Annotated in this window: 11 protein-coding genes; all 11 read left to right on the top strand. The window is 58.5% G+C overall.

Going from position 1 to position 12164, the window contains the following annotated elements:
• The first annotated feature begins 432 nt into the window (after nucleotides 1–432).
• Nucleotides 433–1347, top strand: a complete 915-nt coding sequence (locus J2Y56_RS05715) for a glutamate/aspartate ABC transporter substrate-binding protein (RefSeq protein ID WP_007943551.1) — start codon at nucleotides 433–435, stop codon at nucleotides 1345–1347.
• Between the two features lie 194 nt (nucleotides 1348–1541).
• Nucleotides 1542–2288, top strand: coding sequence for an amino acid ABC transporter permease (locus J2Y56_RS05710; protein WP_007943550.1), 747 nt, complete (start codon nucleotides 1542–1544; stop codon nucleotides 2286–2288).
• Nucleotides 2288–2959, top strand: coding sequence for an amino acid ABC transporter permease (locus J2Y56_RS05705; protein WP_033048849.1), 672 nt, complete (start codon nucleotides 2288–2290; stop codon nucleotides 2957–2959). The genes J2Y56_RS05710 and J2Y56_RS05705 overlap by 1 nt, the downstream gene beginning before the upstream one ends.
• A complete protein-coding gene (locus J2Y56_RS05700; RefSeq protein WP_007943546.1) occupies nucleotides 2956–3690 on the top strand; it encodes an amino acid ABC transporter ATP-binding protein in 735 nt (244 codons plus the stop codon). The genes J2Y56_RS05705 and J2Y56_RS05700 overlap by 4 nt, the downstream gene beginning before the upstream one ends.
• 161 nt (nucleotides 3691–3851) lie before the next feature.
• Nucleotides 3852–5753, top strand: a complete 1902-nt coding sequence (locus J2Y56_RS05695) for a sensor histidine kinase (RefSeq protein ID WP_310349157.1) — start codon at nucleotides 3852–3854, stop codon at nucleotides 5751–5753.
• The gene (locus J2Y56_RS05690) at nucleotides 5750–7078 is read left to right on the top strand and encodes a sigma-54 dependent transcriptional regulator (protein ID WP_310337272.1); all 1329 of its coding nucleotides are present in this window, start codon (nucleotides 5750–5752) and stop codon (nucleotides 7076–7078) included. The genes J2Y56_RS05695 and J2Y56_RS05690 overlap by 4 nt, the downstream gene beginning before the upstream one ends.
• 8 nt (nucleotides 7079–7086) lie before the next feature.
• On the top strand, nucleotides 7087–7416 hold the full coding sequence (locus J2Y56_RS05685) for a GlpM family protein (RefSeq protein ID WP_177323446.1): 330 nt from the start codon (nucleotides 7087–7089) through the stop codon (nucleotides 7414–7416).
• Nucleotides 7417–7657: 241 nt separating this feature from the next.
• Nucleotides 7658–9730 (top strand): type VI secretion system tip protein VgrG, encoded by a 2073-nt coding sequence (locus J2Y56_RS05680; RefSeq protein WP_310349154.1) that lies wholly within the window; start codon nucleotides 7658–7660, stop codon nucleotides 9728–9730.
• A complete protein-coding gene (locus tag J2Y56_RS05675) occupies nucleotides 9727–10581 on the top strand; it encodes a DUF4123 domain-containing protein (protein ID WP_310349151.1) in 855 nt (284 codons plus the stop codon). Before J2Y56_RS05680 ends, J2Y56_RS05675 begins: the two co-directional genes overlap by 4 nt.
• Entirely contained in the window at nucleotides 10578–11351 is a 774-nt protein-coding gene (locus J2Y56_RS05670; protein WP_310349149.1) for a hypothetical protein, read from the top strand. Before J2Y56_RS05675 ends, J2Y56_RS05670 begins: the two co-directional genes overlap by 4 nt.
• A 10-nt stretch (nucleotides 11352–11361) precedes the next feature.
• Nucleotides 11362–12156, top strand: a complete 795-nt coding sequence (locus tag J2Y56_RS05665) for a hypothetical protein (RefSeq protein WP_310349147.1) — start codon at nucleotides 11362–11364, stop codon at nucleotides 12154–12156.
• Nucleotides 12157–12164 lie beyond the last annotated feature (8 nt).

The raw sequence follows: 12164 nt of genomic DNA, 5'->3' as shown, positions 1-12164 counted from the left end.
TAAAGCAAAAGCCCCTGAATCGAGAGATTCAGGGGCTTTTGCATTCTGAATACACCACAGATCCCTTTGGGAGCCGGGCTTGCCCGCGATGGGGCAGTCACATTCACCATTGATGCTGGCTGTAATACCGCCATCGCGCGCAAGCCCGGCTCCCACAGGGTTATGTGTACGGCATCTACATTCGGTTTTCCGAACGCGACCCGCCAGTCGATTCGGTTAACCGGATTATTCCTCGCGAAAAACACCGTCATAAATATTAAATACCTTTATAAAACAACAAGTTGAGATAGTCAGCCTGGCCTGGCACGAGTCATGCTCTACACTCTTTGACGAACAGCCTTCGCGCCATCCCTCCAGGGACCGCCGGGCTTTCGAAGCACAAAAGGGCCGATAAACTGGCTCCATAAAAAAAACAATGTCGAGGACAATTTGATGCGCATCGTTCCCCATATCCTGGGCGCAGCCATTGCTGCCGCTCTGATCAGCACTCCGGTTTTCGCTGCCGAACTCACCGGCACCCTGAAAAAGATCAAAGAGTCCGGTGTCATCACCCTCGGGCATCGTGACGCTTCCATTCCGTTTTCGTACATCGCGGACGCTTCCGGCAAGCCGGTTGGCTACTCCCACGATCTGCAACTGAAAATCGTCGAAGCCATCAAGAAAGACCTCGACATGCCGAACCTCCAGGTCAAATACAACCTGGTGACCTCGCAAACCCGTATCCCGCTGGTGCAGAACGGCACCGTGGACGTCGAGTGCGGCTCCACCACCAACAACGTAGAGCGTCAGCAGCAAGTTGACTTCTCCGTTGGCATCTTCGAAATCGGCACCCGTCTGCTGTCCAAGAAAGATTCGCCTTACAAAGACTTCACCGACCTCAAGGGCAAGAACGTCGTGACCACCGCCGGCACCACGTCCGAGCGTCTGCTCAAGTCGATGAACGCCGACAAGCAAATGGGTATGAACGTCATCTCCGCCAAAGACCACGGCGAGTCCTTCCAGATGCTGGAATCGGGCCGCGCTGTCGCTTTCATGATGGACGACGCCTTGCTGGCGGGCGAAGCAGCCAAGGCCAAGAAAGCCGATGACTGGGCCGTGACCGGCACGCCGCAATCCTACGAAATCTACGGCTGCATGGTTCGCAAGGGCGACGAGCCGTTCAAGAAAGCGGTGGATGACGCCATCATCGCCACTTACAAGTCGGGCGAGATCAACAAGATCTACGAAAAATGGTTCATGGCGCCAATCCCGCCTAAAGGCCTGAACCTGAACTTCCCGATGAGCGACGAACTCAAGGCCCTGATCGCCAATCCGACCGATAAAGCGGCTGACGACAAGAAATCCTGATTTCTGACTAACCTTGTCTCCTGAGAGGGCCGCTGCCCTTTCAGGGGTTTGTCACTCCCTGCTGGCATTTTTGGAAACACTCGAACCGGTGGTTGGCGAGCCGGACGTGTGTGCCTGACTATTATGGTCGGGTCGGGAACGGAGCTTCCCCCAAGCGGGCACTTGTACTTTGATCGATCTGAGGGGAGACCCTAATGAATTACAACTGGGACTGGGGCGTGTTCTTCAAGTCCACCGGCGTTGGCAGCGAGACCTATCTCGACTGGTACATCTCCGGTTTGGGCTGGACCATTGCCATCGCCATCGTGGCTTGGATCATTGCCCTGACTCTGGGCTCGATCCTGGGCGTCATGCGCACTGTACCGAATCGCATCGTATCGGGCATCGCGACCTGCTACGTCGAACTTTTCCGTAACGTACCGCTGCTGGTTCAGCTGTTCATCTGGTACTTCCTGGTGCCCGACCTGCTGCCTCAAAACCTGCAGGACTGGTACAAACAGGACCTGAGCCCGGTCACCTCGGCCTTCCTGAGTGTCGTCGTCTGCCTGGGTCTGTTCACCACCGCTCGCGTTTGCGAACAAGTGCGCACCGGCATCCAGGCCTTGCCAAAAGGCCAGGAATCCGCCGCTCGCGCCATGGGCTTCAAGCTGCCACAGATCTATTGGAACGTGCTGCTGCCCCAAGCCTACCGGATCATCATTCCGCCGCTTACCTCGGAATTTCTCAACGTGTTCAAGAACACGTCCGTGGCCTCGCTGATCGGCCTGATGGAATTGCTCGCGCAAACCAAGCAGACGGCCGAGTTCTCCGCCAACCTGTTCGAAGCGTTCACCCTGGCAACCCTGATCTACTTCACCCTGAACATGAGCCTGATGCTGCTGATGCGCCTGGTCGAGAAGAAAGTGGCCGTACCGGGCCTGATCTCCGTAGGGGGTAAATGATGGAATTCGACTTCTCGGGAATCATCCCTTCCCTGCCGGGCTTGTGGAACGGCATGGTCATGACCCTCAAGCTGATGGTCATGGGCGTGGTCGGCGGTATTATCCTCGGCACGATCCTGGCCCTGTGCCGCCTGTCCCACAGCAAACTGCTGTCGAACCTTGCCGGCGCCTACGTCAACTACTTCCGTTCGATCCCGCTGCTGCTGGTGATCACCTGGTTCTATCTGGCGGTGCCGTTCGTGCTGCGCTGGATCACCGGCGAAGACACCCCGATTGGCGCCTTCGCTTCGTGCATCGTGGCCTTCATGATGTTTGAAGCGGCGTACTTCTGCGAAATCGTCCGCGCCGGTGTGCAGTCGATTCCCAAGGGTCAGATGGGCGCAGCCCAGGCCTTGGGCATGACCTATGGCCAGATGATGCGTCTGATCATCCTGCCGCAGGCGTTCCGCAAGATGACCCCGCTGTTGCTGCAACAGAGCATTATCCTGTTCCAGGATACCTCGCTGGTTTACGCGGTCGGCCTGGTGGACTTCCTCAACGCTTCGCGTGCCAGCGGCGACATCATTGGCCGCTCCAATGAGTTCCTGATCTTCGCAGGTCTCGTGTACTTCACAATCAGCTTTGCCGCCTCGCTGCTGGTCAAGCGTCTGCAAAAAAGGTTTGCCGTATGATCTCTATCAAGAACATCAACAAGTGGTATGGCGACTTCCAGGTACTGACTGATTGCAGTACCGATGTCAAAAAAGGCGAAGTGATCGTGGTGTGCGGGCCATCCGGTTCCGGTAAATCCACCCTGATCAAGTGCGTCAACGCCCTGGAACCGTTCCAGAAAGGCGACATCGTGGTCGATGGCACCTCGATTGCCGACCCGAAGACCAACCTGCCGAAATTGCGTTCGCGCGTGGGCATGGTGTTCCAGCATTTCGAACTGTTCCCGCACCTGACCATCACCGAAAACCTGACGATCGCACAGATCAAGGTATTGGGCCGCAGCAAGGAAGAAGCCACCAAGAAAGGCCTGCAACTGCTTGAGCGCGTCGGGCTGTCTGCCCACGCTCACAAGCATCCGGGCCAGCTTTCGGGTGGCCAGCAACAGCGTGTGGCGATTGCCCGCGCGCTGGCGATGGACCCGATCGTCATGCTGTTCGACGAACCGACCTCGGCGCTGGACCCGGAAATGGTCAACGAAGTGCTCGACGTGATGGTTCAACTGGCCCACGAAGGCATGACCATGATGTGCGTGACCCACGAAATGGGCTTCGCCCGTAAAGTGGCGGACCGGGTGATCTTCATGGACGCGGGGAAAATCATCGAGGACTGCCCGAAGGAGGAGTTCTTCGGCGACATCAGCGCCCGTGCCGAGCGCACACAGCACTTCCTCAACAAGATTCTGCAGCACTAAGCCCTGCCACCGCTCCCCCTGTGGGAGCGAGCCTGCTCGCGATAGCGGTCTGTCAGTCAAATCTGCTGTCACTGACACACCGCTATCGCGAGCAGGCTCGCTCCCACAAGGGACAGTGGTAAATGTCTAGCAAGTGTTGTGGTTGACCCAAGGCATCTGTGATGAAATGCGACCCCACTCTCTATCGCGCAGCAACGCCATCACTAGCCGTGAAACCCCGTCTGATTCGCCAGTTGTTCCTGCCGCCGCTGATCATCGCCCTGATGATCGGACTGGGTTACGTCGGCTTCTGCGTCAGTGAACACTACGGCATCCGCAGCCTCAGCGAGAACGGCCAGCGTCAGCTGGAACTCCACGCCCGCGCTGTCGAGAGCGAGATCAGCAAATACACCTACCTGCCCAGCCTGCTGGAACTCGAATCCAGCGTTTCGGCACTGCTGGCCGACCCGTCGCCGGAACACCGGCAAACGGTCAATGATTACCTTGAAGGCCTGAACCGGCGCAGCCGCAGTCGGGCTATCTACGTGATGGACACCACCGGTCGTGTCCTGGCCACCAGTAACTGGCGCGATGTCGACAGCTACCTCGGTGAAGACCTGTCCTTCCGCGCCTATTTCCAGAACGCCATTCGCGGCCAGCCCGGACGTTTCTACGGCATCGGCAGCACCAACGGCGAACCCGGTTACTACCTGGCCCACGGCCTGGAAGAACACGGCAAAATCATCGGCGTCGCAGTGGTCAAAATCCGCCTCGAAGCCCTGGAAGAACGTTGGCAGCGGGCGCGTCTCGAAGCCTTCGTCAGCGACGAAAACGGCATCATCATTCTGTCCAGTGATCCGGCGCTGCGCCTCAAGTCGGTCGTGCCGTTGAGCGACGAAACCAAAGAAAAACTCGCCCGTAGCCTCCAGTACTACTGGTTTCCGCTGAATGAACTGCAACCGCTGGCCCGTGAAACCCTGGCCGAGGGCGTGGAGAAGCTGACCTTCCCCGCCAACAGCGAAGTGGAGGCAGACGATGAGGACATCAGCTACCTGGCCCAGACCCGGCCCTTGAGCGATACCCCGTGGAATTTCACCCTGCTCACGCCGCTTCAGGATTTGCGCCGCGAAGCGATCAACCAAGGGATTCTGGTGGCGGTGGCGTTCGCGCTCGTGGCGTTCCTGCTGATCGCCTGGAACGAGCGGCGCAAGGTCGTCGCTACCCGCCTCGCTGCCCGGGAAGCCTTGCAGGAAGCCAACAATCAATTGGAACGTCGGATAACCGAACGCACCACCGACCTGCGCGCCAGCAACGAACGGCTCAAAGGCCAGATCCGCGAGCGCCGGCACGCGGAAGAGACGCTGCGCCGCGCTCAGGATGAGCTGGTACAGGCCGGAAAACTGGCCGCCATCGGCCAGATGTCCACCAGCATCGCCCACGAATTGAACCAACCGCTGGCCGCGCTGCGCACCTTGTCCGGTAACACCGTGCGCTTCCTTGAACGTGGCCAGCTGGACGTGGCCAGCACCAACCTCAATACCATCAACGAACTGATCGACCGAATGGGCCGGATCACCGCCAGCCTGCGCTCCTTCGCGCGTCGCGGTGATGACAAAGGCCAGGCCAGCCTCGGCAAAGCCGTAGACGCCGCCTTGCAATTGCTCGGCAGTCGGGTGGAAAGCGCGCACCTGCAATTGCATCGCGATTTCACAGATGTGCAAGTACAGATCGACCAGACCCGCCTTGAACAGATTCTGGTCAACCTGATTGGCAACGCCCTTGACGCCATGCAGGCCCAACCGCTGCCGGAGCTGTGGCTGGAAGGTGACGTGTTCGACGGCAAATACCGCCTGTGCGTGCGCGACAACGGCCATGGTATCGACGCCGAAGCGCGCAAGCATCTGTTCGAACCGTTCTTCACCACCAAACCCGGCGCACAAGGCCTGGGCCTCGGCCTGACCCTGTCCGCCAGTCTGGCCGCCGCCACCGGCGGGCACCTGGGTGTCGAACACCCGGCCAGCGGTGGTACCACCTTCGTCCTCAGTTTACCGTTGGTAAGCCCCACTCCCGCCGAGCCAATATGAACAACGACCTTAGTGTGCTGATCGTCGAAGACGATCCTCATGTGCTGCTCGGCTGCCAACAGGCGCTGACCCTGGAAGACATTCCCTGCGTCGGCGTGGGCAGCGCCGAAGAAGCCCTGGAGCGGGTCGGCGACAATTTCGCCGGCATCGTCATCAGCGACATTCGCCTGCCGGGCATCGATGGCCTGGAACTGCTGACCCGGCTCAAGGCCCGCGATCGCAGCCTGCCGGTGGTGCTGATTACCGGTCACGGCGACATCTCCATGGCGGTCGGCGCGATGCAAAAAGGCGCCTATGACTTCATGGAGAAACCCTTCTCCCCCGAACGCTTGGTGGACGTGGCACGCCGAGCGCTGGAACAACGCAGCCTCGCCCGCGAAGTCTCGTCATTGCGCCGGCAACTGGCCGAGCGTGACTCCCTCGAAGGCCGCATCATCGGCCGCTCGCCGGCCATGCAAAACCTGCGGGAACTGATCGCCAACGTCGCCGACACCTCGGCCAACGTGTTGATCGAAGGCGAGACCGGCACCGGTAAAGAACTGGTCGCGCGTTGCCTGCATGATTTCAGTCGGCGCCACACCAAACAATTTGTCGCGCTGAACTGCGGCGGTCTGCCGGAAAACCTGTTCGAAAGCGAAATTTTCGGCCACGAAGCCAACGCTTTCACCGGCGCCGGCAAACGTCGGATCGGCAAGATCGAACACGCCGACGGCGGCACGCTGTTCCTGGATGAAGTGGAAAGCATGCCGCTGCCGTTGCAGATCAAACTGCTGCGAGTGTTGCAGGAGCGCACCCTCGAACGCCTCGGCTCGAATCAGAGCGTGGCGGTGGATTGCCGGGTGATCGCGGCCACCAAGTCCGACCTGGCCGAAACCAGCAAGGCCGGCGAATTCCGCAGCGACCTGTATTACCGCTTGAACGTGGTGACCCTGGAACTGCCGCCGCTGCGCGAACGTCGCGAAGACATCCTGCAACTGTTCGAGCACTTCTTGCAGCAGTCGTCCCTGCGCTTTGATCGCACCGTGCCGGAGCTGGATAACCAGACTTTGTCGAACCTGATGAGCCACGACTGGCCGGGCAATGTGCGCGAATTGCGCAACGTCGCCGAACGCTTCGCCCTCGGCCTGCCGGCCTTCAAGAAGTCCGGTACCAGTGGCAGCAATCAGGGGCTGGCGTTCGCCGAAGCGGTGGAAGCCTTCGAACGCAATTTGCTCAGCGACGCCTTGCAGCGCAGCGGCGGCAACCTGACCCAGGCCAGCCTGGAACTGAGCATGGCCAAGACCACGCTGTTCGACAAAGTTAAAAAGTACGGGCTGAGCCACTGATGGATTTGATTCTGAAAGCGGCGTTGGGCGCGGCGGTGGTGCTGATTCTGGCGGCACTGGCCAAGACCAGAAATTACTACATCGCCGGGCTGGTGCCGTTATTTCCGACATTCGCGCTGATTGCGCATTTCATCGTCGGCAAAGGGCGTTCAGTGGAGGACTTGAAGACCACCATCGTGTTTGGCATGTGGTCGATCATTCCTTACTTCGTTTACCTGGCGACCTTGTATGTGATGGTCGACCGCATGCGACTGGAGGCGTCGCTCGCCGTGGCGGCGGTGGGGTGGTTGATCGCAGCGACCATCCTCGTCAGCGTTTGGGTTCGACTCCAGGCCTGACTACCCACAAGGGATCTGCCACCGGCTCAGTACCGTGATCCAACTGTTCTGCGCCGCTGCCACATCCAAGGTGTGTAACTGCATTTTGGGAAGCGTCTGACATCATTCCGTTTGCTCCCTTGATAGCGTGGCATTAAACCCGGCTTCAGGACGTTTAGTTGTGACTGGCCATGGAAGGTCTTTTACACACTGAGCATCAACGTCCCCAAGCCTGTACCACGCACAGGACAAGGAGTCATGGATGTTCGACGCTAACCCCCACGCTCGTTTCAGCCTTTCGATCAGCGATTTCGAGCACGACCTGCAGGTGCTCTCGTTCACCGGCAAGGAATTCATCAGCCAGCCTTACGCCTTTGATATCGAACTGGTCAGTGAAAGACGGGATTTCACCGCGAAAATCCTGCAACACAAACGCGCCTTTCTGGCATTCAACAACAGCGGCGCCGGCATTCATGGGCAGGTGTACGGTTTTGCCCGAGTCAGCCCGGGTAAACGCCTGACCCGTTATCGCATGACCTTGGTGCCACAATTGGCCTATCTGTCGCAGCGCACCAACCAGCGGATTTTCCAACAACTGTCAGTCCCGCAGATCATCAAGCGGCTACTCGCGGAACACGGGATCCTCGAAGATGCCTGCCTGTTCCAGTTTGGCACGACCTATGCGCCACGTGACTTCTGCGTGCAGTACGGTGAATCGGATCTGCACTTCATACAGCGCCTGTGCGAGGAAGAAGGGCTGCATTACCACTTCCGGCATCGCCGCGATCAGCATGTGCTGGTGTTTGGTGACGACCAGACCGTGTTTCCCCGGCTCGACGGTGCAACGTCTTACAGGCAGGACAGCGGCCTGGTCGCGCAAGAACCGGTGATCAATCACTTTGACGTATGGGAGCAGACCCGCCCCAATAAAAGCGCTCGCCGCGCCTACGACTTCGAGAAAGCCCGTATTCAGCTCGAGTCCAGCCATCGGCCGCCCCTCGATAATGCCCAACCGGATCTGGAAATTTACGATTACCCTGGCGGCTTTACCCAAGGTGAACAGGGCAAACGCCTGACTCGTCGTGCGCTGGAAGGCCATCGTGCCGATTGCAACGTAGCGCAGGGAAAAAGCGATCAGGCGTCGCTGGTCTCCGGGCATTTTTTGCAACTGTCCGAACACCCCTTCGAAGAATGGAACCAGCTGTGGTTGCTGACCGAGGTTCAACACGAAGGCCGAATGCCCCAGGTCCTCGAAGAGAGCGCGGCAAGCACCATCGTCGAAGGCGAAGAAGGCTTTCAAGGCTATCGCAACCAATTCGTCGCCCCCCCCTGGGAAGTGTTCTACCGCCCACCCCGGACCCACGACAAACCAAGAATGTTCGGCAGTCAAACTGCCTTGGTTACCGGCCCCGAAGGTGAGGAGATCCACTGCGATAAATATGGTCGGGTGAAGGTGCAGTTTTTCTGGGATCGCGAAGGCCGTAACGACGACAAAAGCAGTTTCTGGGTGCGGGTGGCCACCGGTTGGGCCGGCAACGCGTATGGCAGTGGCACTGTCCCGCGAGTGGGCATGGAGGTGCTGATCAGTTTTCTCGAAGGCGACCCGGATCAACCGGTGATCAGCGGATGTTTTGTCAACAGCGCGAACCCGGCGCCCTACGAGTTACCCAAGCACAAAACCCGCAGCGTGTTTCGCTCTCGCAGTTCGCCCGACAGCACCGGGTTCAACGAACTGCACCTGGAAGACCGTACCGGCCAGGAGTTGATTTACCTGCGCGCCCAGCGGGATATGGAGCAGAAGATTGAAAACGACAGCCGTCTGGAAGTGGGCAACGAACGTCGGGAAACCGTCAACGGCAACAGCTTCACCGTACTCAAAGCCGAAGAACATCGAACCATTACCGGGGACCGGCAAACACAGCTCATGGCCAGCGACTACCTGCAGGTCACCGGTAACAGCCACACCCGAGTCGATGAAACGCTGGTGACCAGAGCGGGCCGTAAATTTGTTATCGAGGCGGGTGATTTTCTGGTTATTAAAGCGGGCGCGGGTATCAGTATCAGCACCGGCAGCGAACACTTTGTGATGGGCCCCGGAGGAATTTTCAGCAGCAGCGAAATCCAGATTGGCGGTACTCCCGTGCCGGGCTCTGACGCATCGTTACCGATGCCGGGATCAATTGATGCCTTGTCCGCGCCACCCGAACTGCCCCCAATAATCGCGCCGTCCCAGAGGGAGCTAATGGTGGTCAGCAACGCGCTGGGGGCAGATTTTTGTCCCATCTGCGAAGCCTGCCGGGATGGCCTCTGCCTGACGCAAGGAGCAGCCGCATGATGGATGCACTCCCCCACCAGTGGATGACCGAACAGCGGCGCTTTGGCCATGAAATATGTCTGGTGCTGGACTCAGCGAATGAGCGCGAAACGCGCCGGTTATTGCTGAACTCCAGCCAGTTTGAACAGTATTTGGGCGTCTACAGCGGCACCCACATCACTGCCCTGGCTGACGCCGGCCCGTTCATTTTCACCCTGGACCAGCCCGGCGACCGCCGTATTGACGAACTGCTCGAGCACCCGCAGCGAAACTGGGGCTGGCTGGCCAGCCTGCCAAAAAGTGACCTGCGCAAACTGGTGAGTCACTGGCACGAGCGGCTGATCATCGGCACGCGTCCCCATCAGGCGCTGTATCGCTTTCACGACAATCGAGTATTGGCTCGCGCGCTTGAACATTTGCCCGTCGAGGCCTACCCGGCCTATCTCGGGCCGGCGATCAGTGTGTGCTACTGGAACGGTACAGCCTGGAAAACCGTCTTCAACCCTGCCCCCGGCACCTATCCAGTGCCCGATGAACCTCTTTGGTTACACACACCGATCCCACCTCCGCAGGCCAAGGAAATTCGCCGGCTCAATGCCCATCGTTACTTTTTGGCAGAGCATCTGAAAGCCTACGTCAGACTCGCCGAGCTGCATGACCCTGACACCTGGTTACGCGACCGCTTGGCCTTGGCGGATGCATGGGGCTGGCTGGAGCCAGAGCAATTGGAATTTCTGCTGACCCAGAGCCTGCAGGCGCCCGCCTTCACACTGGCGCCGCACTGGCAGGTGCGTCCTGATGAGAGCGCGACGGAACACTTTGAACGTGTGCGTCAGGCAGCGGCATTTTGGCAAGGTGAAACCTCGTTATGAAGCGTGCATTACGAAACGCAGGCCTGGGCGGTTGCCTCGCTTTAACTGCAGGCTGTGCCACCAGCCAGCCAAACACATTCACCTTCACCGCCGATTTACCGCCCAATTTTTCTTATGTTGCAGTGGTGTATTACGTGCCAGCCAAGGGTGAAACCTGCACCGTTGAAACAAAGGACAATTTGGCGCCTGTGTTCAACAACGCGTGGCGAACGGAATACAAACCCGACTCTGAAATCACTATTCGCAGAACCCGAAACGGCTGCCCATTGGTGGTAAGTCGCATCGAACTGGATATCAATGCGACCTATGGAAAAACCCGGGGTGATTTTGGCGGGGATTCCGCAGGGGTCGTCATTCGCGATGAATTGGACCCGCAGTACAAACGTGCATTCAACGAGGCGGGTGTAAGTACCTTCTTCGGTGAATGCCAATGGCTTTTTCGCACTGCAGGGACAAACCGACGCATCGTAAAAATTCTTGATTGCAAAAAAACCAATGCGCAGGGGGAACCGGGGCGGGGTCGACCGTTTTCGGCGTACACCCTCGATCAGCTGTCGGGGAAAACCGTGAGGATGCGCATCAAGTCGGCAGATGAGGAAAGGCCAGCCATTGGAGATACGTGGGTCAAAGTGCCGAACGGTTGGAAGCGATGCATGGGTGATAACTTTGACGACCAATACGCGTTTTGCTTTGGCAACTACAAGGACTTCAGCGGTTTTCAAATGCCTGACGGCCGGCAATGCACCATTTACCCAGGCTGCACGGAATAAGGACATCCCCATGACAACGTCGTATCCGCTGGTGAAGTTGCTGTTTAAAAGCCCTGTTTTGGGCTGTTGTCTCGCCTTAACCGCAGGCTGTGCCACCAGCCAGCCGAACACATTCACCTTCACCGCCGATTTACCGCCCGACTTCGCATACCGGGCCATTGCCGTGTATGTGCCCGCCAAAGGCGAAACCTGCACCGTGCCGGGTGGGAGAGATACAGAAGTCGGGGTCAACATGCAATGGCGTGAAAACTACCAGCCGAATGCAGAAATCGCCCTGCGCAGAACGGTCAGTGGGTGCCCGCTGGTCATTAGCCGCATCAAGCTGGATATCAATGCGACCTATGGCAAAACCCGGAGAGATTTTGGCGGGGATTCCGCAGGGGTCGTCATTCGCGATGAATTGGACCCGCAGTACAAACGTGCTTTCAACGAAGCGGGGGAAAGTACCTTTTCCGGTGAATGCCAGTGGCTGTTCCGCACTTCGGGCAAGCCGCGCATCCTCAGAAAAATCCTCGATTGCAAAAAAACCGATGCGCAGGGCGAACCGGGGCGGGGTCGTCCGTTTTCGGCGTACACCCTCGATCAATTGCCGGGGAAAACCGTGAGGATGCGCATTAAGTTGGCGGATGAGGAAAAGCCTGGTTGGGGAGACACGTGGGTCAAAGTGCCAAATGGCTGGAAGCGTTGCATGGGCAAAGGCTTTGAGGATCAGCGTGCTTACTGCAACGGCAATTACACCGACTTCAGCGGTTTTCAAATGCCTGACGGCCGGCAATGCACCATTTATCCAGGCTGCACTGAATAAGGACATCC

The organism is Pseudomonas sp. BE134 (genome assembly GCF_031456105.1).
Taxonomy (GTDB): Bacteria; Pseudomonadota; Gammaproteobacteria; order Pseudomonadales; family Pseudomonadaceae; genus Aquipseudomonas.
Note: the sequence above shows the minus strand (reverse complement) of the source record. Positions and strands in the feature narration are given on the sequence as shown.